Source organism: Marinobacter sp. F4218, from assembly GCF_019443085.1.
GTDB lineage: Bacteria > Pseudomonadota > Gammaproteobacteria > Pseudomonadales > Oleiphilaceae > Marinobacter > Marinobacter albus.
This window is the reverse complement of record NZ_JAHZIL010000005.1, coordinates 106,366-131,751: the sequence shown is the minus strand read 5'-3', so window position 1 is coordinate 131,751 and position 25,386 is coordinate 106,366. Positions and strand designations below refer to the sequence as shown.

Below are 25,386 nucleotides of genomic sequence, written 5' to 3'. Positions count from 1 at the left end.
CTCTGGCTCTGGCTCTGGCTCTGGCTCTGGCTCTGGCTCTGGCTCTGGCTCTGGCTCTGGCTCTGGCTCTGGCTCTGGCTCTGAAAAAGTATCACCGACAACGTCCGCCACGGCAGAGCCATCCTCAAGCATTCGAGTTTCGGCGGGATCATTCACCACAGGCGACTCAGGTCCCACTGTTATACTTTTCCGGACAGGTTCCGGCTGCGCTGCTTTCGAGACTTCCACCGAAACCGATTCGTCGTACTGCGTGGAGACAAACCACCAGGATCCAGCCAGCAGCGCTAGCGCCAGCACCGGAAAGCCCAGCCTCTTTAACGATAGAATCCGCGAGTTACCTGCCTTTGACACCGAGGACACCATATCCAGCCAAACCCCGGGCGTGATCCGCTTGAGTCGGCCAAAACTGCCCTGACTCAGGGTGTGAATCGTGGCCACATTGGTCGGACTCAACAGCTCACGGGGGTTACCACCCGCCAGATGAACTCTGGGCTCCAAGTAGGCCACCACCTCCTCCCTCGTCAAGGGGCGGAGATGGATCTGGTGAACATTTGCCGATACCGGATCAGGTGCCAGCCGGCCAACAAGAGCATCACTCCCGGACAACACCGGCACCGCCGCGGACGCTCGCTCCGACGCCAAAAATCCTGCCAGGATGAGCTTTAGCAAATCCGTCGGAGCACTATCTGCATCGTCTATCAGCAAGACCATGCGCTGGCCTTTTCGGGCCCGGGACTCTGACCAGTGAAAGAAGCTGTAAACCGCTTCACGAGGACTCTGCTCTGCCCGAAACGATGACGGTGCGAGAGCCTTGAGGGCTGCGGAGAGCGACTTGGAACTGGCGAGTGCAGAGACGGGAATACGATGGAAATCAAGACGGGCTGATTCGCTGCGGACAAGCTCCGCCAGCAAGCGGGTCTTTCCCGACCCGGGCGCTCCGGTCAGCAGCAGTGCCATATCGCCAAAGCCACATAGGTGGCGCAGCGTTTCCAGGGCATGGTGGCGCATCGCGTCCGGAAAAAAGGGCGCCTCCATTTCCAAAGGATTGGCCCGGAATCCGTACCGCTGCTGCAGGCGGGGGAAAAGCCCGCCTGCATCCAGACTGTTCAAGCTCTCTTCAGTCACCACGGCTTCCCTGTTGTTAGGTCCGACCTTGTCAGAGCGACGAGTATCGGTCGTTAACCGGACCGACAAAAACGGGCAAGGGTTGCATCAAGATTGTCAGCAGCCGCATCGCCGGTTACGACGGCATGCCCGATGCCATCAAGCAGAACGAGACGCAGCTCGCCATCTACATTTTTCTTGTCGACGGACATAAGTTCCATGAAATCACCGGGCGTCATGCCTGCCGGCGGCAATTCGGGGAGCCCCGCTCGGCGGATCAGGGCCGCGGCCCTGTCGCACTGCTCACGGCTGATCATACCTTCCCGAACCGACAGGTCGGCCGCCATGATCATCCCCGTCCCTACTGCCTCGCCGTGGAGCCAGTTGCCATAACCGGCATAGGTTTCAATGGCATGGCCAAAAGTATGCCCCAGATTCAATATGGCCCGAAGTCCGCCTTCGCGCTCATCCCGGGCCACCACCTCTGCTTTGCAGGCGCAGGAACGGTAAATGGCCTCAGCAATGGCCGAAGCGTCCAGAGCCACAAGCCTGTCCATTTCTGCCTCAAGCCAGTCCAGAAACCGGATGTCGCGAATCAACCCATATTTAATGACCTCAGCGAGGCCGGCCGATACCTCCCTTGGTGGCAGCGTGCAGAGGCTGTCTGTATCGATCAGGACAGCCTCAGGCTGATGGAAAGCTCCCACCATGTTTTTCCCGAGCGGGTGATTAATCCCGGTCTTGCCACCCACCGACGAGTCCACTTGGGACAAGAGCGTCGTTGGCATCTGAATAAAGTGTACGCCTCTCTGATAGCAGGCCGCCGCAAAACCGGTCATATCTCCGACCACGCCCCCACCGAGCGCGACAAGGGTGGTTTTACGGGTATGCCTGCTCTCAAGCAAACCGTCGAAGATCATGTTCAGGGTCTGCCAGTCTTTGTACTTCTCGCCGTCGGGCAGAACGACGGTGTCAATCTGTTTGCCGGGAAAACAGCCAACGGCCCGGTCGAGGTAGAGCGGCGCCACCGTCTCGTTGGTGACGATCATTACCTGGGAGCCGGACACAAAGGAGGACAGGTCATAACTGCCAAGAAGCCCCTGCCCGATGATTATCGGATAGCTTCGTTCACCGAGCTCCACGGTCAGCTCATGCAATACTCTAGACATGATTCCGTCCTTCCTTGCGTACTTGTCTCTTGTGACGAGGGGTCCGTGGCTTCATCCTGTTGACGAGTTGCCGGACCACGAGCCGCGGGCTCTTTCGATCCGTGTGCATCGTGATGTCTGCCAACTGGGAATACAAAGGATCCCGGATCGAAAAAAGTTTGCGCAAGACCGCCTCGGGATCATCATTCTGCAACAATGGACGGTTGCGATCCTTTCTGGTGCGTTCAACCTGCTGCTCAATCGAGGTCTTGAGATAGACCACTACAGCATCCTGTTTGAGCAACTGGCGGTTTTCAGGCCGCATCACGGCCCCACCGCCGGTCGCCAGAACCGTTTTCGCTTCAGAAGCGAGCTCTTCCAACATCGCAGTTTCACGTTGCCGAAAACCTTCCTCCCCCTCCACGTCAAAAATCCAGGGAATGTTTGCTCCGCAGCGCTCCTCAATGATGCGATCAGAGTCCAAGAAACGATAGCCCAGTTCTTTGGCAAGCATCCGGCCAATCGTACTCTTTCCGGCACCCATGGGGCCGACCAGGACAACGCGTTTGGGCAAAGACATAACTTCCGCTCAATTGTGTTCAGGCGGGTGAGAATATCACAGCGCTGCAAATTCCATAAACTTCAGGTTCCGTCCCACCAACGGATTGGCACAAAAAAGCCGCCGGTTTTACGCGGCGGCTTTTTCTCACCTTCAACTTACTGAATCAGGTCGTTCTTGATGATCTTTGGAGTGATGAAGATCAGCAGCTCACTTCGCTCATCAATGTGCTCTGTACGTTTGAAGAGACGGCCAAGGTATGGAATGTCACCAAGGAACGGGGTCTTGGTGGTCTGGGTTGCGACCTCAGACTGGAAAATACCACCCAGCACCACGGTCTCGCCATTGCCGACCAGCACCTGGGTTGTCACTTCGTTCGTGTTTATGGAAGGAATGCCCGCCGTCACTTCACCACGAGAATCCTGATTCACAACCAGATCCATAATGATCTTGTCATCCGGCGTGATCTGCGGCGTCACTTCGAGCGACAGCACGGCTTCCTTGAAGGATACGGAGGTCGCACCGCTGGAGGAAGCCTCCTGATACGGAATCTCTTCACCAGACTTGATGGATGCGGTCTGACGATCAGCGGTTACAACGCGAGGCTGGGACACCACTTCCGCCTGACCATCGCTCTCCAAGGCAGACAGCTCGAGATCCACCAGGAAATCGTCGCTGCCCCAACCGATGGCGAATGAGGATGCGCCGTCGCCGGTTACACCAAGATCAACCGCCAAGGCACCCGGGAAGGTGATGGTGTTGTTGGTACCACCAGCAGCCTGGCGGGCTTCTTCAACAGCCCCTTGAGAGCCGCCGACCGAAAACACATTATCGCCACTCACGTTATAGGCCGCGCCCCCCCAACGAATACCTAGATCTTCTGCAACGTTAGTCTGGGCACGCACGATGCGAGCCTCGATGGAAACCTGCCGCACTGGGACGTCCCACGTCGAAACAAGACGACGGATTTCTTCAAGCTTTTCCGCAGTCTCGCGCACACTGATGGTGTTGGTACGAACATCGGAGGAAACAAAGCCCCGATCGGAAATCAGCTCTTTATCGGCTTCAATCAAGGCAACAACGTCCGCCGCCTTGGCGTAATTCACCTGAATGATATCGAGACGCACCGGCGCAAGTTCTGCGATCTGTTTGGTGGTCTCCAGTTCGAGCTTCTCACGCGCAGCAATTTCGTCTGCCGGCGCAACGAGGAGAACGTTGCCAATCTGGCGCTTGTCCAGGCCTTTGGTCTTGAGAATCAGGTCGAGAGCCTGATCCCATGGAACATTCTGAAGACGCAGGGTAATGCTTCCGCCCACTGTGTCACTGGCCACCAGGTTCAGGCCGGTGAAGTCTGCAATCAACTGCAGCACGGAGCGGACCTCAATGTCCTGGAAGTTAAGAGAGAGCTTGTCGCCGGTGTACGGGAATTTCTCCTCCCGGCGGGCTTCGGCTTCCTGCTCGGTCAACCTTTCAACACTGACGGTAAACTGACTGCCCGACTGATAGGCAATATAGTCGTAGCTTCCTTCTGGACGAATCTCGACAACGGCGTTGCCATCCTGCATGTAGGTGTCGATGCGATTAACCGGCGTCGCAAAATCCGTGACATCGAGACGACGGCGAAGATTTTCGGGAACCGAAACGCCCGACATGGTCAGGCGGATCTTGCCACCCAGTTCGGACAGGTCAACGGGGGTACTCTCGCTGCCAAGATCCACGACCACACGCCCCTCGCCGTCCTTGCCACGACGAAAGTCGACGCCTGCCAGTGTGTTCGGGCGAGAAGCCCTAGACGACTGCGACGAAGCTGCGCCAGACGACTGAACCGTCTGCTGCACGCTTCCCTCACCGCCAATGGTCATGACCAGGGAATTCCCCGAGCGAACCGTGTCGTAGGGAACAAGTTCAACCAGATTGAAGATCAGGCGTGTTCGATCCTTGGTTTCGACAACGGTCATGCTCTGAGCGTTGCCTGAGCCCAGGGGAATGCTGCGACTGTCAAGACCGCTGGCCGTGTCACGGAGATCGACGGCAATCCGGGCTGGACGCTCGATGGTATAACCCGTTGGCTCCGGCGGTTGACCGTCGAAGGCAAGCGTCACCTCCAGGCGATCTCCCGGTAGCGACGAAAATGACACGTCTTCCAGCGTGACCGCATTGGCCAGGCCGGACAACAACCCAAAAGCAATCACGCCGACGTATACATTGAGTTTCTTAAACATCGCTAGCCTCGACCCCAAACTTTTTTGTTCGTGCATGTTTCTTTCATTCTTCATCCTGCCGCTCCTTAGCCTTCTTCTTCGTTTAGCGTCAGGGAGCGCGGACGCTCAACCCATCCACCCCGGCCATTCGGAACGATCTCAATCAGTTCTATGCGGGTTTCATTCACACCGACAATCCGGCCGTAATTCTGCCCCATATAATTACCTGTGCGGACCCGGTGTATACCGCCTGCCGCATCCTGGACCAGCGCAAACAGGTTACCGGACGTACCCTGCAGCGTTCCCACCATATCCAGCTCTTTCAGGTCAAAGTTTTCGAGAACCTCTCTGGGCCTGTCCAGATTTGGCTCCACATCACTCACCGGCTGCTCGTCAACCATGGTGAGCTGAACATCAATAGGCGGCTCGAAAGGTGCTCGTCGGTCGGCAGCTGAGTAACTAAAAGATTCATATGCCTTGAACTCTGGCAAGGGCTCGACGTGCCCTCGAGGCCTGTCCCGCGTGTCCGCCATGAATTTGTCGAGGTCCGAAAAGCCGCTGCCTTGGGAGCAAGCCGTCAAAAGGGATACCAAGGAAATACCCAGCCAGGCTTTTCCCGCATGCGTTTTTGCCATGCTCATTCTCCAGCCCGGTAGCGGTACGTACGGGCGAGAACCTGCATATCAAGCTCTTCCCCGTCTCCGCCAGATGGTTTGATGGTTAAATCATGCAGAGTAACAATCCGAGGAAGACTTGCGACACTGCTTACGAAGGATGCCAGCTCGTGATACGTACCTGACACTCTAATATTGATCGGAAGTTCGGCATAAAAATCGCGCTGCCGCTCAGACTGAAGCTTCACTTCGCGCAACGCTAAACCATTTCCCAGAGCGGTGTTGGTGATATCTTCCAGCAAACCGGGAACTTCCGTTTCACTAGGTAGTTGACGTACCAGAGCGCCGAAGGTTTCCTCCATTTCAGCCATCTGTGCCTTGAAAACTTCAAGGTTGGCGACCCGGTACGCCTTCTCCTCGTATTTCTTGCGCAGGTCCTGTTCGGTCTTTTCTACCCGATCAAGCTGGATGTACTGGTCCTTGATAAAGAACCAGTAACCGCCACCCACAATCAGACCAAAAACAATGAGCACAACAATGGCTTTGACCGGAGCCGGCCATATGCCAGCGTTATTGACATCCAGATCGTTGATATCAAATTCGTTAAGACTTTTGAGAGAGTCCGCGAGGCTCATTACTTATCCTCCGCTTCGGGCTCGGGCGTTTTCTGCTGCACCGACAGGTTAAACTGGCTGTATCCGGCACGACGATTGTCGGCTTCTGCTACGTTGGAAAGACTCGGATCGGCGAACCAGTCAGACTCTTCAAACTGCCGCATGAGCGTCGAGATTCTGCTGTTGGATTCGGCCATGCCGACAATTGAGAGCTTATCTTCCGTTTTCTTGAGATCTGTATAGAACAGACCGTCAGGCAGCGTACGGACCAACTCATCAAACACCCGCACGATCACCGGGCGCGTGCCCTGCAGGTCCTGGATCACCTGCATGCGAGCAAGGAGCTCATTGCGCTTGCGCTTGAGGCTTTCGATTTCCCGAATCTGTTCATCCAACTTCTTTGTTGCAGTTTCAATGTAGGCGTTCCGCGACTGCTGATAGGCAATGCGGCTGTCCATATCGGTTTTCCATAGAAACACGAGGCCTGCGGCTATGATCGCAGCGCCGAGAATCATCACAACGAACTGCTTCTGCTTTTCCGCCCGTAGCTCTTCGCGCCAGGGCCTCAGGTTAATATTCGCCATCAGTCGAAACTCCTCATTGCCAGACCACAGGCAATCATCAGCGAGGGAGCATCATTACTAAGCGAAGATGCGTTTACCCGTGACCCTACCGCCATGTCTGCAAACGGGTTTGCGACAACGGTAGGCGTTCCTGTCTTTTCCTCGACCATTTCTGTCAGCCCCTGAATAGAGGAAGTACCACCTGCCAGAACCACATAGTCGACAGCATTGTACTGACTGGCACCAAAGAAGAATTGAAGTGCCCGGGCAACCTGCTGAACAACCGCTTCCCGGAACGGCGTGAGCACCTCGGACTCGTAATCGTCAGGCAATCCACCCTGTTTCTTGGCAAGTCCCGCCTCCTCCAGCGACAATCCATAACGACGCTGAATTTCCTCGGTAAGTTGTTTGCCTCCGAAGATCTGTTCGCGGGTGTAAACGGTTTTACCGCCTGCGAGTACGCTGAGCGTGGTCATGGTGGCACCCACATCAACGATGGCCACCACCAGCTCCTCACCTTGGGAATCGAGCTGAGGCTCGATCAGAGTGAAGGCACGCTCAAGAGAGTAGGCTTCCACATCAACGATCTTGGCGGTGAGGGAGGCAATTTCGAGGGCGTCTTCGCGAATATCGACGTTTTCCTTCCGGCACGCTGCCAGCAGAACATCGACCTGGTCGGGATTACTTTCCGACGGCCCCTGGACCTCAAAGTCTATTGCAACTTCGTCGAGCGGATATGGAATGTACTGATCCGCCTCGAGGGCGATCTGATCTTCCATTTCAAACTCGTTGAGTCCTCCATCCATCTGGATGGTCTTGGTAATCACCGCAGAGCCCGACACCGCGACCGCAACCTGTTTTACGCCGGTACGCGACTTCGAGGCGACGCGCTTGAGCACCTCGCCAACGGCTTCGACATCGGTGATGTTTTTCTCAACGACGGCATTCGCCGGCAACGGCTCAACCGCGTAGCTCTCGACCTTGAAGCGGTCGCCCTGCTTTGACAGCTCCAGAAGTTTGACCGAACTGGAACTTACGTCCACGCCCAGCACTGCACTGGATTTCTTTCCGAACAATCCGAACACGCGCTCACCCTATACCTGGTTAGATGCACCCGGTTAAGTTACTTATGTGTTTTTTATTTAAGAGAATTTCTTCAGAATTCCGTCTACAATGCCCTTTCTTCTTTAATTGAGAGGCATTGCGGCGGTGAAGCGACTCATCCTTCCTAAAGCAATTTCTCAAATGATAGACCTATATCCAACAGTTGTCAGAAAAAAATGTCTCATTTGTTGCGCACATCTCGCCTTTTTGCATGGTTATTTCTCACCGGCCTGAGCGTCACTGTAATCGTCACCTCAGGACTCTATCTTTATCTTCGCCCCGGACTTCCGCCGGTGGAGCAACTGCTAGATATCAAGTTGCAGACGCCGCTCCGGGTGTACAGCAAAGACAGCAGATTAATAGCAGAATTCGGTGAAAAGAGAAGGGCACCGATCACAATCGAACAGATCCCAACAATTCAGTTACAAGCCTTTTTGGCCGCAGAGGATGCGCGGTTTTACGAGCACTTCGGGGTCGACATCAAAGGCCTGGCGCGGGCTGCAATCGAACTGGTCTCTACCGGCTCCATCCAGTCCGGGGGCAGCACCATCACAATGCAGGTTGCAAAAAATTACTTTTTGTCACGCGACAGGACCTTTATTCGGAAGTTCAACGAGATACTTCTCGCTCTTCAGATTGAGCGTGAACTCGACAAAAACCGAATCCTGGAGCTGTATCTGAATAAGATCTACCTCGGCAATCGCGCCTATGGGATCGCAGCCGCAGCGCAGGTTTACTACAACAAACCCGTTGCCGAGCTTTCACTGGCCCAAATGGCGATGCTTGCGGGCCTGCCCAAAGCGCCGTCTGCATTTAACCCCCTCGCCAATCCGGACCGCGCCCTCATCCGGAGAAACTGGATACTTGGCCGAATGCGCGACCTGGACTTCATCACCGGCGACGCCTATGACCTTGCCGTCACCGCACCGCTGACCGCCGGCTACAACGCCACGGATGTTGAGGTGGATGCCGACTATGTGGCGGAAATGGCGCGCTCCGCCATCGTCCAGCGCTTCGGCGATGGCGCCTACACTGACGGCTACACGGTAACCCTGACCGTGGACAGTCTCAAACAGCAGACTGCCACTGACGCACTCCGGGAAGGCCTGGAAGCCTACGACCGCCGACACGGCTTCAGGGGACCGATCGGGCAGATCGATCAGGAAACCCTGGAGGAGACCACCCCGTCGGACCTCGTCCTGAATTACCCCAAAGTCGCATCACTCACGCCCGCACTGGTAACCGGCATCAAGGATGAGACACTGAGCGTGCGAGTCCATGCCCGGGGTGTGGGTGATGCAGTGATGCCCTTTGACACCATGACCTGGGCAAGGCTTTACAAGACGGAAGATCTGCGCGGCCCCGAACCGGAAAAGCCGTCGGACGTCCTTGCCGTTGGCGATGTGGTCTACGTCCATATCAATGAGAAAGCACCGGGCGGCGAAGGGAAAGAAACACTCCCGACTGTAGCTCTGGCACAAGTGCCCCGTGCGGAAGGCGCGCTCATCTCGCTGGACGCTGATACTGGGTCGATACAGGCGCTTGCCGGCGGCTACAGCTTCCGGCAAAGCAAATACAACCGTGCAGTCCAGGCGAAACGGCAGCCGGGCTCGACCTTCAAGCCGTTCCTGTACTTGAACGCACTGGAAAACGGCATGACACCGGCGACCATCTACAATGATGCGCCGATCGTCTTCGACGACTCGGAACTGGAAACCGCCTGGCGGCCGCAGAATTCCTCCGGCCAATTCTATGGCCCGACTCGACTGCGCGAGGCCCTCTACCGGTCGCGGAACATCGTTTCCATCCGACTCCTCAGGGATGTCGGTATCCAGAAGACGCTGGACTACCTGAAACAACTGAAGATCCCGGTCGACAACATGCCTGACAACCTCTCGCTGTCACTCGGCAGCGGCCAATTGACCCCGATGGAGCTGGCCCGCGGCCTTGCCGTTATCGCAAATGGCGGCTACGACGTGCAGCCGTATCTCATCGAGCGCATCGAGGACGTCAACGGCGATACTGTTTATCAGGCACCCGAAACCATACTCTGTGACCAAAATTGCGATGAGCTGGCAGCCTCGGCAACACCCAATTCTGAGGGGGCAGCCGCTGGCACCTCGGAGGCTGAACTGGAAAGTGTACCCCCAGCCAGTGAGTCAGCGCCGGAAGTGCGGGTGATGCGACGCCTGGCTGATGAGCGCTCGGTGTACATTCTCCACTCGATGATGCGGGACGTTATTCGGCTGGGCACGGGACGACGAGCGCTCGCCCTCGGGCGCACGGATATCGCCGGGAAGACCGGCACGACCAACGAACAGAAAGATACCTGGTTCGCGGGCTTCAACCATGAGGTCGCCACGACGACGTGGGTCGGCTTCGATCAGCCAGCCCCGCTGGGACGACGAGAATTCGGCGCCAGCACCGCTCTGCCGATCTGGATTGACTATATGGAAGTCGCGCTGAAGGGAACCCCACCAGCCACGATGCCCCGCCCTAACGGGATTGTGAACATCCGGATAAATCCGGAAACTGGCAAGCGCGCCAGGCCTGGCGAGGACGGCGTATTTGAGGTCTTCAAGGAAGAGGACGCCCCCGCCCCGCTCACCGCAGAGGACGAGGACGAACGCAACGGCAACGGTAGCGGCGACGGCCTCTCACGCCAAATCTTCTGACCCTAACAACCCGACAGGCACCAGAGGCAGACACAAAAAAACCGGCGGGATCACCGCCGGTTTTTTTATTTCCCTGAACGAAGAATCAGATGATGTCGTCCATGGACTTCAGCGGGTAGTGCGCCGGGTACGGGTTGCGAGCCACACCAGAATCAACCGCTGCGCGAGCAACAGCTGCAGGCACAACTTCAAGCAGACGCACATCCATCGGCTTCGGAATGATGTACTCTTTGCCGAACTCGAAGCTATCCACGCCATATGCCTCACAGATTTCCTGAGGCACAGGCTCTTTGGCCAGTTCGCGAATGGCGTTGACTGCAGCAACCTTCATCTCTTCGTTGATTGCGGTAGCACGAACATCCAATGCGCCGCGGAAGATGAACGGGAAGCCCAGAACGTTATTCACCTGGTTTGGGTAGTCCGAACGGCCGGTCGCCATGATGAGATCATCACGGGTAGCCAGCGCCACTTCCGGGCTGATCTCCGGATCGGGGTTTGAACAGGCAAACACGATGGGGTTGGGCGCCATCAACTTGAGCTGGTCCGCAGTCAGCAGATCCGGGCCCGACAGCCCCAGGAACACATCCGCGCCATCAATCGCGTCGTCCAGTGTGCGGCGGTCTGTATCATTGGCGAACATCGCCTTGTACTGGTTCAGATCATCACGACCAGAGTGGATCACACCCTTTCGGTCGAGCATGAAGATGTTTTCAGAGCGAATACCGCAGCTGATCAGCAGCTTCATGCAAGCGATAGCTGCCGCACCTGCTCCAAGGCAGACAACTTTCGCTTCTTCAATTTTTTTACCCTGCAGCTCAAGAGCATTGATCATGCCGGCTGCAGTTACGATTGCGGTGCCGTGCTGGTCATCATGGAAAATGGGCACGTTGCACTTTTCGATCAGCGCACGCTCTATCTCAAAGCATTCCGGTGCCTTGATGTCTTCCAGGTTGATACCACCGAAGGTGTCAGCAATACGCTCGACCGTTTCGATAAACGCCTGCGGGCTTTCGGAATTGACTTCGATATCGAAAACATCAATTCCGGCAAAGCGCTTGAACAGTACGCCTTTGCCTTCCATAACCGGCTTACTTGCCAGCGGACCCAGGTTGCCCAGACCAAGAATCGCGGAACCGTCAGAGATTACAGCCACCAGATTTCCCTTGGCGGTGTACTTGTATGCGTTCTCCGGGTCCTTTGCGATCTCGCGGACCGGTTCGGCAACCCCGGGGCTATACGCCAAAGAGAGATCGCGGGAGGTCTTGGTTGGCTTGGTGATTTCTACACTCAGCTTACCAGGCCGCGGCTTGGCGTGATATTCAAGGGCTGCTTCTTTCAGATCTTGAGACATTGCCACTGTTCCGTTTGTCACGTTTAAAGGTAATGAACCGCAAAGCACTGCTCAGCGGAGCGCGCCATTATGGCGCGACCGCCCCCAAACGACAAGTGCCAACCGGCCAATTTGTGACCAGTCAATAGTGCAAATTGCGTATGTCTTTTTTGACTACACGCGAGGATCAAGACATAAAAAAAGCGCCCGGAGGCGCTTTTCTGACCAGAGTCGCTTGATCAGTCTTTCTTGCCGCCAGCAATGCGGCCGCCGAAGCGCTTCTGGAAACGGTCGATACGACCACCGGTATCCATAACCTTCTGCTTACCCGTGTAGAATGGGTGGCACTGGGAGCAAACGTCCAGCTGCAGGTCATGGCCGATCGTGGAACGGGTCTTGATGACGTTGCCGCAAGAGCAGGTCGCGGTGACGTCTTCGTACTTGGGATGGATACCTTCTTTCATGGCGAACCTCGTTAGGTCATGCCGCCACCTGATCACGGGGCCTTCAATTGCCCGGGCGCCAGGCACCGCATGTTTGAATCAATTGAGAAGACGGGGCACAATCATGCCCTGCCGGAAACAGACCGCGAATCTTACTTGCAAATGCAATAACAGGCAAGCACCGCAGGGATTTCCGCCCCGCCTGCACCAGCAAGGGTCACCTATAGCTGGGCACCTAAAGGATACGCAAATACCGTGACCCCCGACTCTCACTGGAGCAATCTGTGTCGTCCATTGCACGAATCGCCCTGAATCGCCCGCTAAGGCGGCTGTTCGACTACCGGATTCCCGAGGGCCTTGACCTCGTTCCAGGGCAAAGAGTCCAGATACCGTTCGGACGCCAGCAGGCAACCGGCATAGTCGTTGAAACCGGCGTCAACCCGCCAGCCGGTATCACCATCAAGCCCGTAACCTCGGCCATTGAACCTTGGCCGGCGCTCCCTGATGAGACATTCCAATTGCTGAATTGGGCCAGCAATTACTACCAACACCCGCTTGGCGAATGCCTCTTTACCGCTCTACCCGCCTCCTTACGGAAGGGACGAGCCGCCGAAGAAAAACCGGAACAGTGGTGGACAGCGGTCGGCACCGGAGAAGAACTCCCGAACAACGCCCATAAACAAAGGGCCCTGCTGGCCTGGCTGACCGACAGAGAAAACGGGGCGTCCGACCGGGACATCACCCAGGCAGGATACACCCGGGCGCAACTCAGAGCACTTCACGACAAGAAGCTGATTGAGCCCCATTCCCGCGCCATCAGCTACAGCGCGACTACTGACGCGGACATCGACAGCAGGGTGCCGGCACTGTCGGCCGCGCAAGTCGAAGCCGCCCGCGAACTTGCCCCGCCCGGGGACGGCTTTAGCGCCTCGCTTCTCTATGGCATCACCGGGAGCGGGAAAACGGAGCTCTATCTTCATTACTTGAAAACGAACCTGGAGGCGGATCAACAAGCCCTGGTTCTGGTGCCGGAGATCAATCTCACACCTCAGACGGTTGCTCGTTTTCGCCATTATTTCGGCGACCGCATTGTGGTCTGGCACTCGGCACTCAATGACGGTGAACGGCTCTCCACCTGGCTGAAAATCCGACACGGCGAACCGGTTGTACTGATCGGGACCCGTTCAGCTGTGCTGCTTCCCTTTACCGGCCTGAAGACCATTATCGTCGATGAGGAACATGACAGCTCCTATAAGCAGGGGGAAGGCTTCCGTTACTCTGGCAGGGACGTAGCCGTTTACCGGGCGCACCTGAACGGTTGCCCGGTGATCCTGGGCTCGGCAACCCCCTCGCTGGAATCTTATTACAACGCAAAACAGCAAAAATACCGCCTTGTTCGACTGGAAGAACGAGCCGGAAATGCCCAGCCGCCGGAAATCTGTCTGCTCGACATTCGCAGCCGGCCGCTGGAGGGAGGCTTTTCAAAACCCGCCCTCGAGGCTATCCGGAAAACCCTGGAAAACGGGCAACAGGCGCTGGTGTTTGTGAATCGTCGGGGTTTTGCCCCGGTGATGATGTGTTTTGATTGCGGCCACATGGTGGAATGCCCCCGGTGCGACACCCGGCTTACCTACCACCGACGGGATCGCGCCATGCGCTGCCACCACTGCGATTACCAGACGGCCGCCACTGACCATTGCCCCGAATGTCACAGTGAAGCATTCAAACCCGTTGGCGAGGGGACTGAGCGAAGCGAGGACATTCTCGCGACCACATTTCCCGAGACCCCCATCGTCCGAGTTGATCGCGACAGCACCCAGCGCAAGGGCAGCATTCAGGGCATCCTGAACACTGTAAACACCGGCAAGCCCTGTGTTCTGGTTGGAACCCAGATGCTTGCCAAAGGCCACGACTTCCCGGGCGTCACGCTTGTTGTGGTGGTCAACGCTGATGGCGGCCTGTTCAGCGTCGACTTCAGGGCGCCTGAGCAGCTTATCCAGACCCTGCTTCAGGTCAGCGGCCGGGCGGGCCGAGGTAGGGTGCCCGGAAAGGTCCTGGTTCAGACCTGCCACAGCGACCACCCCCTGCTTCGCACTCTGTGTAATGGACGCTACCTGGACATGGCCGATCAGCTTCTGGCGGAGCGAGAGGCCGGCCAATTCCCGCCTTTCCGCGCCATGGCCATCTTTCGGGCGGAAGCCGACTCCATGGAGCAAGGCCTTACCCTGCTCGACTCCATCAAACCACTCACACAAGCCCGGGGGATCGACGTCTGGGGCCCGTTACCCGCGCTGATTGCCCGGCGCGCCAACCGCCATCGTTCCCAACTGGTCCTCAATGCTGACAACAGGAAGCGTCTGAATTTCTTGCTGAAAGGAATATGCGAACAGCTGGATCAGCGAAAGCTTCCTGGTAACCTGAAATGGATGATTGACGTTGATCCGCAGGAAACTGGCTAACTTTTCTCAATTTTCCGAATTTTCACACCATTTCACACTTCAAGGGCGTCCCGGGATTTGCAAATCAAACGCCTGTGCTAATATCTGATTCGCATATGAACATGTCTTTTATGTAAACAGATCATATATGTGATTCTCATGCAGGGAATTCACTTATGGATGACTGCAAAACCAAACGGAAATCATGGAGATTGGAAATGTCAGGGAAGTTCCTTGCGCGTACGTCAGCAATATCGCTGGCACTGATTCTTGCCGCCTGCGGTGGCGATGATGCATCTGCCCCCCTTGCAAACTCAGGCTCCGGCAACAGTTCGGGCTCAACGGGTGACGCCACGACTGATGAAGGGTCTACGAGCACCCCGGAAACTAAATCGATAGCAATTGGCATTAACTCTGGCAGCGGTTTTGTGGATGGCCAGGTATCGGCGTCCACCGTCAATCTGGGATCAGGAGGAAAAGCCTACCTGGAGGTCACAGTAGTAGACCAGAATGACGCCAACAGCCTGGTTACCGGAGAAAGTATCGAAGTTACTTTCTCCTCCCCCTGCCTGGACAATGCCAGGGCATCACTGTCCGCCAATCCAGTCACAGTGTCTTCAGGTTTCGCCAGGACTACATACACGGCAATGGGCTGTGCGCCTCAGGATCTGGTAACGGCAACAGTCGCAGGGGCGGAGGCCAGCGTGGTGCTGAACATTGCACCTCCTGAGGCCGTTGATCTGGTCGCATCCCAGCCGCAACCCAATTCAATCGCGCCGAACGGACAATCGATCGAGGGCCGGAAAAGTGTCTCTAAAGTCACTTTCACACTCGAGGATGAATCCGAAAATGGCATCCCCGGATCTACCGTTAACTTTTCACTGTTTCCCGCAGACACTGATCTGAAACTTACCCAAACAAGCGGCGAAACAGACGATGCCGGGCAGGTTGTGGCGAGCGTAGAAGCCGGAACGACCAATGCGGTTGTTCGTGTCGTAGCCACGACAACGAGCTCTTCGGGCGACACCATCTCAACGACCTCTGCCCCTATCGCGGTTAACTCCTACATCCCGACTGAGGCGAACTTCTCCCTGAGCATTGATAATTTCTTGCCGAATGCCATGAACATTGACGGCGTGACAGTCGGTGTAACTATCTCCGCGGCAGACCGGTACGGGGATGCGATTCGAGGCAACACCATCGTTAACTTCACAACCTCCAACGGCTCGATTACGCCGGACTGCGAACTCGACGACGGTGGCAAATGTAACGTGACATGGTCCAGCCTCGCAACGCGGGAAGCTCGTCCGATAATCTACGCTTACACGCAGGGCGAACGAGTAACCTCAGGCACAGACTGTTTCTTGCCGACGAGCACCTGTACCTATGAGCCGACAACCGTTGAGCAGGCCGCAGCTATCGTGCAATCCAGCTCCGATAACGTGACAGTATCGCTGGCCAATACTTCCGGCAACGAATACTGTGCGACAACGTCCGTGGTAGTGCGCGACGGCGGTACAACCGCATCCGTGGTGCCTCCCTCTGGCACAACCATCGAGTTTACGGCAACCGATGGCACAATCATTAACGAAAGCCAGGCGTCCAAAACCATCGGAACAGGGTCGGCACTGGTCTTCGAAACAGGACTTACCACCTGTGTTTTCGCGGAAGCAAACGCGAGCCCTGAGGGAATACCAAGACTCAATGTTGTTGTAACCCCTCCCGGCGGAGATATCGCGGAGGCCTTTACGGCACTCTAATTAATATCCTTCCAGCCCGGCAACTGCCGGGCTTTTTGCTTGCCGCTCAACTTTCCGCGATAATACCCGCCTTCTGTTTCCAACGGGCGCCCTGCCCTAACTCCAATTCTCCAGTAAACCGAGTCATCCGACAGCATGAAAGAGACCGTTTCCGATCTGCTCCAGTCCGCGCTGGCTTCCCTTCAATCCGAGGGCATCCTGCCTGCCGACGAGGCATTTACACCGCAAGTGGGCAACACCAAGGACAAATCCCACGGCGACTACGCCTGCAACATCGCCCTGGTAGCAGCAAAGGCTGCTGGTTGCCCACCCCGGAAACTCGCCGAAGCACTGATCGATCGACTACCGCAGAGCGAAGCTGTCCGGAAAGTGGAAATTGCCGGCCCCGGATTCATCAATTTCTTCATGAGTACCGCCAGTGCTTTCGAGGTCGTGAACACGATCCTCGAGCAAACCGACCGGTTTGGCCGCAACAACAGCGGCCAGGGTGAAAAGGTGCAGGTTGAGTTTGTCTCTGCGAACCCGACCGGCCCCCTGCACGTCGGTCACGGTCGCGGCGCCGCAATCGGTGACTGCCTCTGCCGGCTACTGGAAGCGAACGGGTATAACGTGACCCGCGAATTCTACTACAACGATGCCGGTGCCCAGATCAACAACCTGGCGCTGTCAGTGCAATCCCGGGTAAAAGGATTGACCCCCGACGATGACAGCTGGCCCGCGGATGGCTATCGCGGAGACTACATCGTCGATGTGGCAGAGGCCTACCTGGCCGGCGAGACCGTGACCGCCGACGACCGCGAGGTCACCGCCAAGGCAGATCCGGATGACCAGGACGCCATACGCGAATTCGCCGTCGCCTATCTGCGCCGGGAGCAGGACCTGGACCTGAAGGCATTTGGCGTGCATTTTGACGTTTATTTCCTTGAGTCGTCCCTGTACGACGAGGGCAAGGTGGAAGCAACGGTCAATCGTCTGCGGGATAACGGTTTCACCTACGAGCAGGACGGCGCCATGTGGCTGAAGACCACCGAATTCGGCGACGACAAGGACCGGGTGATGCGCAAGAAGGACGGTGGCTATACCTACTTCCTGCCCGATGTCGCCTACCACCTCAACAAGTGGCAACGGGGCTTCACCACCGTCATCAACGAACAGGGTGCCGACCACCACTCCACGGTTACCCGGGTCAGGGCCGGACTGCAGGCCCTCAATGCCGGCATTCCGAAGGGCTGGCCCGATTACGTTCTGCACCAGATGGTGATGGTGACCCGATCGGGCCAGGAGGTGAAAATTTCCAAGCGGGCCGGCAGTTATGTCACCGTACGGGACCTGATCGACGAAGTTGGTCGGGACGCGACGCGGTTCTTCCTCGCCGCCCGTCGCGTCGACTCGCAATTGACCTTCGATATCGATCTGGCGCGATCCCAGACCAATGAGAATCCGGTGTATTACATCCAGTATGCTCATGCTCGCATCTGCAGTGTTCTGCGAAAACTCGCGGAGGAAGGTGCAGAGCGGGAACGCAACCAGTGCGTGGGTGACCTGTCGCTGCTGACTCTGGACGAGGAGAAAGAGCTCGCCAATCAACTCGCCAAGTACCCGGAACTGATTGCTAACTCCGCAGCTCAACGGGAACCGCATCATTTGACCCACTATTTGCGGGAGTTGGCGGGCCAGTTCCATACTTACTACAACGCTCACAAGGTACTCATTGAAGATACGGCAATTCGCGATGCCCGCGTGAGCCTCTACCTTGCGATTCGCCAGGTAATTGCCAACGGCCTCGATCTGCTGGGTGTCAGCGCTCCGGAAGAGATGTAAGTAACGACCATGTCCCGAGATTACGCCCGAAAAAACCGCTCGGCCTCGCCTTCCGCGACATCACAGAAAAGGCGCGCCAAGCCTTCGCCCAGCCCAAGGAAGCGGACTGCGCCGGCGGCACCCGCACGATCTCAGCACGGGGGCCTGTCGGTGAAATGGATCCTTTCACTGGCTGCGGTTGGCGGCTTCATCGGCTTCATTGTCTACCTGAACTCCCTGCCAACCGGCAGTGCACCGCAGGCAACGCAAGCCCCGGCCACCAAGACAGAGAGCAGCCAGTCACAAACGGTCGCCGAACCCGAGGAAAAAAAGCCCGGTTTCCGCTTCTATGAAATGCTCCCGGAATCCGAGGTCGTGCCGCCCAAGGTTGACGAGTACACCCCTGGCCCTGTGAAGCAGGATTTCACCTACCTGGTGCAGTCCGGCTCCTTCCGAAGCAAGGGCGACGCCGAGCGCCAAAGAGCCCAGATCGCCTTCCAGGGCCTGCGCGCCACTGTGCAGCGCATTGACCTGGACAGCGGATCCATCTGGTACCGTGTCAACGTGGGCCCTTTCACCTCACGGAGCCAGATGAATTCGGCGATCGACAAGCTGGTATCGATCAATATCCAGCCCCTCATCCGGAAAATTCCGAAGGAAGGTTAACCTGAACCCTGGGGAGAGCTTTTCGCGCTGTCGACAGGCTCTCCACTTGAATTCTCCTCCCACGCCTCCATAACTGCCCAATACCGATTTCAATCAGGCAATTGGAGCCCAAATGACTACCATACTTTCGGTCCGCCGCGATGATGAAGTTGCCATGGGTGGCGACGGCCAGGTTTCCCTGGGCAATACGGTAATGAAGGGCAATGCCCGAAAGGTTCGCCGCTTATACAATGGCAAGGTGATTGCCGGTTTCGCCGGCGGCACTGCCGACGCGTTTACCCTGTTCGAACGATTTGAGGCCCAGCTGGAAAAACATCAGGGTAACCTGACCCGGGCGGCAGTCGAGCTGGCGAAGGACTGGCGAACAGACCGGGCCCTACGCCGCCTGGAAGCGCTTCTAGCGGTAGCAGATAAAACCGCATCTTTGATCATTACCGGCAATGGCGATGTCATCGAACCCGAGGAGGGTCTGATAGCCATCGGATCCGGCGGCCCATTTGCCCAGGCGTCAGCGCGAGCCCTGCTGGAAAACACCGAACTCTCTGCCCACGAGGTTGTGGAAAAAGGGTTGGATATCGCAGCTGATATCTGCATCTACACCAACCACAATCGCACCCTCGAAGTGCTGTCTACCAACGAGTGACCCGGAGCGACCATGTCTGCAATGACACCCCGTGAGATTGTCCACGAGCTTAATAAACACATCGTGGGCCAGGAAGAAGCCAAGCGGGCGGTGGCCATCGCCCTGAGAAATCGCTGGCGTCGGATGCAGCTGGATAGCACCCTGCGCGACGAAATCACCCCAAAAAACATCCTGATGATCGGCCCCACCGGCGTCGGTAAAACCGAAATTGCTCGACGGCTGGCGAAATTGGCCGACGCCCCGTTCCTCAAGGTGGAAGCCACCAAGTTCACCGAAGTCGGCTACGTCGGGCGGGACGTGGAGTCAATCATCCGGGACCTGGCCGACATGGCCATCAAGATGCTGCGCGAGCAGGAAATGAAACGTCATGAGCACCGTGCTCTTGATGCCGCGGAGGAACGCATTCTGGACGCCCTTCTGCCTCCGGCGAGAGATTTCCAGCAAGACAGCCAGCGCAGCGAGGATTCCTCTACCCGGCAGCTGTTTCGCAAAAAACTGCGCGAGGGCGAGCTGGACGACAAGGAAATTGAAATCGACCTCAGCAGCAGCGGGGCCGGCGTCGAGATCATGGCGCCTCCGGGAATGGAGGAAATGACGAATCAGCTCCAGAGCATGTTCTCCAACCTGTCTTCCGACAAGCGCAAGACCCGGAAAATGAAGGTAAGTGACGCGCTGAAACGGGTTAAAGACGAGGAAGCCGCCAAACTGGTTAATGAGGAAGAGATAAAGCAGAAGGCCATCCAGGTGGTAGAGCAGAATGGCATCGTTTTCATTGACGAGATCGACAAGGTCGCCAAACGCTCCGAAAACACCTCATCCGACGTTTCCCGCGAAGGCGTCCAACGGGACCTGCTCCCTTTGATCGAGGGCAGCACGGTGAGCACCAAGTACGGCTCGATTCGTACAGACCACATTCTGTTTATCGCCTCCGGTGCGTTCCACCTGTCGAAGCCTTCCGACCTGATTCCGGAGCTTCAGGGCCGGCTGCCGATCCGGGTCGAGCTGGAGGCGCTTTCACCAGAGGACTTCAAGCGCATACTTACCGAGCCAGACGCATCCCTGGTTCAGCAGTATGAGGCGCTCATGGCGACCGAAGGGGTAAAACTGACCTTTGGCGAAGGCGCCATCACCCGCATTGCGGAAGTGGCGTGGAAGGTCAACGAAACCACCGAGAATATTGGCGCCCGGCGGCTGCATACAGTGCTTGAACGGTTACTGGAGAGCCTGTCGTTCGACGCGGGCGATCAGGTCAATGATGGCTTTGAGGTGACCGCCGACTACGTGGACGAAAAGCTGGGAGCCTTGGCCGAAGACGAGGATCTCAGTCGCTACATTCTGTAACTGCGGCAAAACGGGGGGGGGTGCGGCAATCGTGCCCCCTGCCTCCGGGTTTACTGGGCCTTGCTGAACAGGTGAGTCACGTTTTCCAGGCCCGATGCGAGCTTTCCCTTCTCGGCTTTTTTCTTCCGGCCTTTGGCCACATAAAGCGGAAGCATCTCCCCGTAGAGACTGGTGCTGATGGTTCGCTGCTCGTCTTCCAGCCGATCCCGGCGAAGCGTTATGCCGTACTTCGCCAGCTTTGGCTCCAGTTCGTCGGCCCGGTTCAACAGGTCCCGACGTGTCATCTGGTAAGCATGCTCACACACCATTCGACGGGACTGGAAGCTGAAGACATTCGAGAAAAACAGCTTGGCGTCATCCCGGGTTGGCTCGAACAGCAGGATATCCTTGTCCGGATAGTCCCGCGCGTATTGCGCAATTCCAGACTGCATCCGGGAGTAAACCATGGTTCGGAACATCTGGGACAGTAAGTTGGGCATGCCAGAGCGTGTCAGCTCACCCGGTTTCATGGTGCCCGCCCGAACCGCAGCACTGGCGTCAATCGGTACCTGGGGATTAACCGCAAACACCAAGTCCGCTCCATCCTCAAACGCTACCGAGGCGTGTAGCCCCTTACGCAGAGTGCCATCGACATAATACCGACCGTCGATATCCACTGGCACATACAGGCCGGGAGACGCAGTACTTGCCTGGATTGCCTTGGAAATCGGTACGTGATCAAAACCGGGCGCACCAAAGCATACGGCCTCCGTGCTTTCGACGTCCGCCGCAACGATATACAGGCTTCGCTTCAACTGCCGGAAATCGTTGGTGCGGCCAAGCATGGTAAATGCCCGCTTGAGATACTCGTGCAAACCCTCGTTATCGAACAGGCCCGCCGGTGCCGCCTGCGCAAGGATCGTCAGTGCCTCAAGAAGACTCTGGTCGTAAGGGTTGTTCACAAACCGCTGGACCGCCGTTGAAACCAGACCCGGGACCGCCAGCAACCGACTGCCCAGCTCTCGAAATGCGGGGCGATAGAAGACTTCAGGGTGGAATGGGTGAACCTCGGCTTCATTGCGAACGAAAATGCGGCACAATTGCGCTGTGGTCATCTGGTTGGCCAGATTGGCCGCCACGAAAGACCCACCGTTAACCCCAACGTAGACATCAATCTCATTGAAATCGAGACCGTCCAGGGCTTCATCCAGCGCTCGCAAGGCACCAATCTCATAAATCCCGCCCAAAGGCCCACCACCGCCGAGGGCAAGCCCTACGCGGGGAGAAGATTTGAGATCGGCTGGAGCTGTCATGATGTTTCCTTTTCCGGTTGGCGTTTCGGGGAATGACTTCCGAATCCGCAGTTACCCATAAACCTATCAGCAGGTTTTAGAGTACTCACCCTATATTCGTTCAAAACGAGACAAACGTTCAGGAAAGGGCCTTTTCAGCAAAGGCAATCGTTGTCGACTTGCCCGGGCGCAGATACCGACCAAAGCCCGCATTCCGCAGAGCGAGGTCAACGCAGCTCTTGATCACATGGGGAGAGTCCAGCAGCAGGACATCCTCCAGCAACTGCATCGCCCATTCCCGGCTGACGCTGCGAATCACCGATTTTACCTTCGGCAGACTGGCCGCGTTCATGGACAGGGAGTCATAGCCCATGGCCATCAGAAGCAACGCGCCACCCGGATCGCCCGCCAATTCGCCGCAGATACCCACCGGCTTGCCAACGACGTGGGCGTCCTGGGCGATGCGAACCAGGGCCTGGAGTACGGCCGGGTGATAAGAGTGGTAGAGCTGGGCGACCCTCGGGTTATTCCGGTCGACCGCCAGCAGGTATTGCGTGAGGTCGTTCGATCCCACCGACAGGAAGTCGACCCGGTCCGCCAGCTCACGAATCTGGTAAACCGCGGCGGGAATCTCAACCATCACGCCCACCTTGGGCATATGGATATCGTACCCCTCCTCCCGGACTTCGTGATAAACCCGGTAGATCAGGTGCAGGGACTCCTCGACTTCCGAGATATTGCTGATCATCGGCAGCATGATCTGGAGATTATTCAACCCCTCGCTGGCCTTAAGCATGGCCCGCACCTGAACAAGGAAAATCTCCGGATGATCAAGGGTGACCCGAATGCCGCGCCAGCCCAGGAAGGGATTTTCCTCCTGAATGGGAAAATAGGTCAGTGACTTGTCGCCCCCGATATCGAGCGTCCGCATCGTGACCGGGCTCGGCGCGAATGCCTCAAGCTGCTCCCGATAATACTCTCTCTGCTCCTGCTCGGACGGGAACCGGTCCTTGATCATGAACGGCACTTCCGTGCGATAAAGACCGATGCCCTCGGCGCCGTGAGACAGGGAACGGACCACATCCGTCATCAGCCCGGTATTCACCAGCAGCGAGACCCGATGATGGTCCGTGGTTTCGCAGGGCTTGTCTCGCAGCACCTCCAGCCCACGAATGAGCTCATCCTCCTCGTCACAAATAGCCTGGTAGAACGCTCTCAGGTCATCCGATGGCGACGCAAATATCTGCCCCTCGAAGCCATCGACCACCAACTCCTTGCCATCCAACTGGTTAACCGGAATATCCACCAGCCCCATGACCGTGGGCACACCCATGGCTCGGGCAAGAATGGCTACGTGAGAGTTACTGGACCCCTTGACGGACACCAGCCCAACGAGCTGCCCCTTCGGCACCTCACCCAACATGGCCGGCGTCAGCTCCTCACTGACCAGTACCGTACGGGCGGGGTACTCCAGGTGAAGCTGCTCACCCTCCTGAAGGTGGGAGAGCAGGCGGCGACCGAGGTCGCGCACGTCGACCGCCCGCTCCTGCAAATAGTGATCATCCATCATTTCGAAATGGCGAATATACTGCTGCACTACTTGTTTCAGAGCCCCCTGAGCCCAAACGCCTTCCCGAATCTGGTTGGCCACTTCCCCGGGCATGGCCTCGTCGCCCAGCATTCTCAGATAGACATCGAACAGGGCCTGTTCCTCGGGGCGTAACTGTGAAGCCAGCCGCTTGGCAACCCGCTCGATGTCTTCGCGCACCGCCTTTACAGCCTCGCGGAAAAGCTCAAGTTCCTGCTCTATGTCCTCGGTGGGCTTTTCCGGCACCACATCAAGATCGGCAGCCGGGTAAACCACAACTCCCTCACCAATCGCCACCCCCGGAGCACCTGGCACACCGCTAAAGCTGACGTCCCGGGCCTCTTCGCCGGTCAATGAAAGCCCGCTGATGGCTCCAGTTGCTTCACTGTGGGCAATAACGCCCGCCAGCTGCGCGGAGACCGTGACCAGAAACGCTTCCTCGCCCTCGTCGAAACAACGGGAGCTTTCCCGTTGCTGCACTACCAGGACGCCGAGCACCCGGCGGTGGTGAATAATGGGAACGCCAAGGAATGACCGGAAACGTTCCTCACCGGTTTCGGGGAAATAGCGATAACGGGGATGGGACGGCGCATCTTCGAGGTTGATCGGCTCCTCTCGAGAACCGACGAGACCAACCAGGCCCTCGGAGTAGGCCAGACTGACCTTGCCCACCGCCTCCCGGTAGAGGCCCTCGGTGGCCATCAGAATATAGCGATTGGTCGCCGGGTCCAGGAGATAGACAGAGCAGACCTCCGTTCCCATGGCTTTTTGCACACGCGACACGATGACATCCAGCGCCTCCTGCAAATCGCGGGCGCTGTTTACCTCTTGTACAAGACTTCGCAGTATGCTCAGCATGGCGGGGTCAATCCGTCATTTCTGGTGTTCCTTAAAGCGCCGAGTCTGCTCGCTCCGATGCCACTGCTCCATGTTGTAGAACAGTCGTGGCGCGAGTTCTCTCAGCGCACGTCGATACACTTCCCGTTTAAACGAGACTACCTGGCCGAGCGGGTACCAGTAACTAACCCACTGCCAGCCATCAAACTCCGGCGAATCGGTACCGTCCACGCACACCTGCGCGTCCGGTGACAGCATCCTCAGCAGGAACCATTTCTGTTTTTGACCCACGCAAACGGGGTGGGAATTATGGCGAACCATCCTCCGGGGAAGCCGGTACCTGAGCCAGCCTCGCGTGCAGCTGATGATTTCCACATCGCCGGCACCCAGACCGATTTCCTCACCAAGCTCCCGATACAACGCCTCTTCCGGTGATTCTTCGTGTTTGATACCACCTTGCGGAAACTGCCAGGAGTCCTGCCCAATTCGCCTCGCCCAGAGAACCTCGCCCCTGTGGTTAGCCAGAATGATTCCGACGTTGGGTCTGAAACCGTCTGAATCAATCACGGCACAGTCCTCTTAAAAGTCGGCAGACCGGTACAAAAATCAACCGGTCGGATTTATCCAAGTTGCTCTCATTCTTGCAGAAACCCAAGGGTTCGGCAAACGAAGCCGCAATCGCCGGGT

The 25,386-nt window shown here is 57.1% G+C and carries 20 protein-coding genes; 7 read left to right on the top strand and 13 right to left on the bottom strand.

Features of this window, described 5'->3' with window-relative positions; all coding sequences use genetic code 11:
* The 8 genes from K0B93_RS18850 to K0B93_RS18815 form a co-directional block, all read right to left on the bottom strand.
* The coding region (locus tag K0B93_RS18850; RefSeq protein ID WP_219868782.1) for an AAA family ATPase at window positions 1–1,125 on the bottom strand (1,125 nt) is incomplete at its 3' end.
* A gap of 53 nt (window positions 1,126–1,178) precedes the next feature.
* On the bottom strand, window positions 1,179–2,273 hold the full coding sequence (aroB, locus tag K0B93_RS18845) for a 3-dehydroquinate synthase (protein ID WP_219868781.1): 1,095 nt from the start codon (window positions 2,271–2,273) through the stop codon (window positions 1,179–1,181).
* Window positions 2,266–2,832, bottom strand: a complete 567-nt coding sequence (gene aroK / locus K0B93_RS18840; RefSeq protein WP_219868780.1) for a shikimate kinase AroK — start codon at window positions 2,830–2,832, stop codon at window positions 2,266–2,268. The genes aroB and aroK overlap by 8 nt, the downstream gene beginning before the upstream one ends.
* Before the next feature lie 137 nt (window positions 2,833–2,969).
* Entirely contained in the window at window positions 2,970–5,033 is a 2,064-nt protein-coding gene (gene pilQ / locus K0B93_RS18835; RefSeq protein ID WP_219868779.1) for a type IV pilus secretin PilQ, read from the bottom strand.
* A 65-nt stretch (window positions 5,034–5,098) separates the two neighbouring features.
* The gene (locus K0B93_RS18830) at window positions 5,099–5,647 is read right to left on the bottom strand and encodes a pilus assembly protein PilP (protein WP_219868778.1); all 549 of its coding nucleotides are present in this window, start codon (window positions 5,645–5,647) and stop codon (window positions 5,099–5,101) included.
* 2 nt (window positions 5,648–5,649) lie between these two features.
* Entirely contained in the window at window positions 5,650–6,261 is a 612-nt protein-coding gene (locus tag K0B93_RS18825) for a type 4a pilus biogenesis protein PilO (RefSeq protein WP_219868777.1), read from the bottom strand.
* Window positions 6,261–6,824, bottom strand: a complete 564-nt coding sequence (locus tag K0B93_RS18820) for a PilN domain-containing protein (RefSeq protein WP_219868776.1) — start codon at window positions 6,822–6,824, stop codon at window positions 6,261–6,263. Before K0B93_RS18820 ends, K0B93_RS18825 begins: the two co-directional genes overlap by 1 nt.
* A complete protein-coding gene (locus K0B93_RS18815) occupies window positions 6,824–7,888 on the bottom strand; it encodes a pilus assembly protein PilM (protein WP_219868775.1) in 1,065 nt (354 codons plus the stop codon). Before K0B93_RS18815 ends, K0B93_RS18820 begins: the two co-directional genes overlap by 1 nt.
* A 195-nt stretch (window positions 7,889–8,083) precedes the next feature.
* Between K0B93_RS18815 and K0B93_RS18810 the strand changes: the two genes are divergently transcribed.
* A complete protein-coding gene (locus K0B93_RS18810; RefSeq protein ID WP_219868774.1) occupies window positions 8,084–10,582 on the top strand; it encodes a penicillin-binding protein 1A in 2,499 nt (832 codons plus the stop codon).
* 85 nt (window positions 10,583–10,667) lie between these two features.
* Here K0B93_RS18810 and K0B93_RS18805 read toward each other — a convergent pair whose 3' ends face one another.
* Window positions 10,668–11,933: a malic enzyme-like NAD(P)-binding protein gene (locus tag K0B93_RS18805; RefSeq protein ID WP_219868773.1), complete on the bottom strand. Its 1,266-nt coding sequence runs from the start codon at window positions 11,931–11,933 to the stop codon at window positions 10,668–10,670.
* A 218-nt stretch (window positions 11,934–12,151) separates the two neighbouring features.
* Window positions 12,152–12,376, bottom strand: a complete 225-nt coding sequence (gene rpmE / locus K0B93_RS18800) for a 50S ribosomal protein L31 (RefSeq protein WP_218637502.1) — start codon at window positions 12,374–12,376, stop codon at window positions 12,152–12,154.
* 263 nt (window positions 12,377–12,639) lie between these two features.
* On the opposite strand from rpmE, the gene K0B93_RS18795 reads away from it, so the two are divergent.
* The 6 genes from K0B93_RS18795 (at window position 12,640) to hslU (ending at window position 21,003) form a co-directional block, all read left to right on the top strand.
* Window positions 12,640–14,814: a primosomal protein N' gene (locus K0B93_RS18795; RefSeq protein WP_219868772.1), complete on the top strand. Its 2,175-nt coding sequence runs from the start codon at window positions 12,640–12,642 to the stop codon at window positions 14,812–14,814.
* A gap of 155 nt (window positions 14,815–14,969) precedes the next feature.
* Window positions 14,970–16,553 carry a hypothetical protein gene (locus K0B93_RS18790; RefSeq protein ID WP_219868771.1) on the top strand — a complete coding sequence of 528 codons (1,584 nt, stop codon included), beginning with the start codon at window positions 14,970–14,972 and terminating at the stop codon, window positions 16,551–16,553.
* Window positions 16,554–16,688: 135 nt separating this feature from the next.
* Window positions 16,689–18,374, top strand: coding sequence for an arginine--tRNA ligase (gene argS / locus K0B93_RS18785; RefSeq protein ID WP_219868770.1), 1,686 nt, complete (start codon window positions 16,689–16,691; stop codon window positions 18,372–18,374).
* A 9-nt stretch (window positions 18,375–18,383) separates the two neighbouring features.
* Window positions 18,384–19,019: an SPOR domain-containing protein gene (locus tag K0B93_RS18780; RefSeq protein ID WP_219868769.1), complete on the top strand. Its 636-nt coding sequence runs from the start codon at window positions 18,384–18,386 to the stop codon at window positions 19,017–19,019.
* A 112-nt stretch (window positions 19,020–19,131) separates the two neighbouring features.
* On the top strand, window positions 19,132–19,662 hold the full coding sequence (gene hslV / locus K0B93_RS18775; RefSeq protein ID WP_219868768.1) for an ATP-dependent protease subunit HslV: 531 nt from the start codon (window positions 19,132–19,134) through the stop codon (window positions 19,660–19,662).
* 12 nt (window positions 19,663–19,674) lie between these two features.
* Window positions 19,675–21,003 (top strand): HslU--HslV peptidase ATPase subunit, encoded by a 1,329-nt coding sequence (hslU, locus tag K0B93_RS18770; RefSeq protein ID WP_219868767.1) that lies wholly within the window; start codon window positions 19,675–19,677, stop codon window positions 21,001–21,003.
* Between the two features lie 50 nt (window positions 21,004–21,053).
* Here the strand turns inward: hslU and K0B93_RS18765 are convergent, their stop codons facing one another.
* The 3 genes from K0B93_RS18765 to K0B93_RS18755 form a co-directional block, all read right to left on the bottom strand.
* Window positions 21,054–22,295 (bottom strand): patatin-like phospholipase family protein, encoded by a 1,242-nt coding sequence (locus tag K0B93_RS18765; RefSeq protein WP_219868766.1) that lies wholly within the window; start codon window positions 22,293–22,295, stop codon window positions 21,054–21,056.
* A gap of 118 nt (window positions 22,296–22,413) precedes the next feature.
* Window positions 22,414–24,720 carry a phosphoenolpyruvate--protein phosphotransferase gene (gene ptsP / locus K0B93_RS18760; RefSeq protein WP_219868765.1) on the bottom strand — a complete coding sequence of 769 codons (2,307 nt, stop codon included), beginning with the start codon at window positions 24,718–24,720 and terminating at the stop codon, window positions 22,414–22,416.
* Between the two features lie 15 nt (window positions 24,721–24,735).
* Window positions 24,736–25,266, bottom strand: coding sequence for an RNA pyrophosphohydrolase (locus K0B93_RS18755; protein ID WP_219868764.1), 531 nt, complete (start codon window positions 25,264–25,266; stop codon window positions 24,736–24,738).
* Between the last annotated feature and the right edge of the window lie 120 nt (window positions 25,267–25,386).

Coding starts and splice junctions, on each gene's coding strand:
- K0B93_RS18830 (WP_219868778.1), bottom strand. CDS start 5,647: ATGGCAAAAACGCATGCGGGAAAAGCCTGGCTGGGTATTTCCTTGGTA.
- K0B93_RS18810 (WP_219868774.1), top strand. CDS start 8,084: ATGTCTCATTTGTTGCGCACATCTCGCCTTTTTGCATGGTTATTTCTC.
- K0B93_RS18825 (WP_219868777.1), bottom strand. CDS start 6,261: ATGAGCCTCGCGGACTCTCTCAAAAGTCTTAACGAATTTGATATCAAC.
- ptsP (WP_219868765.1), bottom strand. CDS start 24,720: ATGCTGAGCATACTGCGAAGTCTTGTACAAGAGGTAAACAGCGCCCGC.
- K0B93_RS18820 (WP_219868776.1), bottom strand. CDS start 6,824: ATGGCGAATATTAACCTGAGGCCCTGGCGCGAAGAGCTACGGGCGGAA.
- K0B93_RS18780 (WP_219868769.1), top strand. CDS start 18,384: ATGTCCCGAGATTACGCCCGAAAAAACCGCTCGGCCTCGCCTTCCGCG.
- pilQ (WP_219868779.1), bottom strand. CDS start 5,033: ATGTTTAAGAAACTCAATGTATACGTCGGCGTGATTGCTTTTGGGTTG.
- hslU (WP_219868767.1), top strand. CDS start 19,675: ATGTCTGCAATGACACCCCGTGAGATTGTCCACGAGCTTAATAAACAC.
- K0B93_RS18790 (WP_219868771.1), top strand. CDS start 14,970: ATGGATGACTGCAAAACCAAACGGAAATCATGGAGATTGGAAATGTCA.
- aroK (WP_219868780.1), bottom strand. CDS start 2,832: ATGTCTTTGCCCAAACGCGTTGTCCTGGTCGGCCCCATGGGTGCCGGA.
- K0B93_RS18805 (WP_219868773.1), bottom strand. CDS start 11,933: ATGTCTCAAGATCTGAAAGAAGCAGCCCTTGAATATCACGCCAAGCCG.
- rpmE (WP_218637502.1), bottom strand. CDS start 12,376: ATGAAAGAAGGTATCCATCCCAAGTACGAAGACGTCACCGCGACCTGC.
- hslV (WP_219868768.1), top strand. CDS start 19,132: ATGACTACCATACTTTCGGTCCGCCGCGATGATGAAGTTGCCATGGGT.
- argS (WP_219868770.1), top strand. CDS start 16,689: ATGAAAGAGACCGTTTCCGATCTGCTCCAGTCCGCGCTGGCTTCCCTT.
- K0B93_RS18765 (WP_219868766.1), bottom strand. CDS start 22,295: ATGACAGCTCCAGCCGATCTCAAATCTTCTCCCCGCGTAGGGCTTGCC.
- aroB (WP_219868781.1), bottom strand. CDS start 2,273: ATGTCTAGAGTATTGCATGAGCTGACCGTGGAGCTCGGTGAACGAAGC.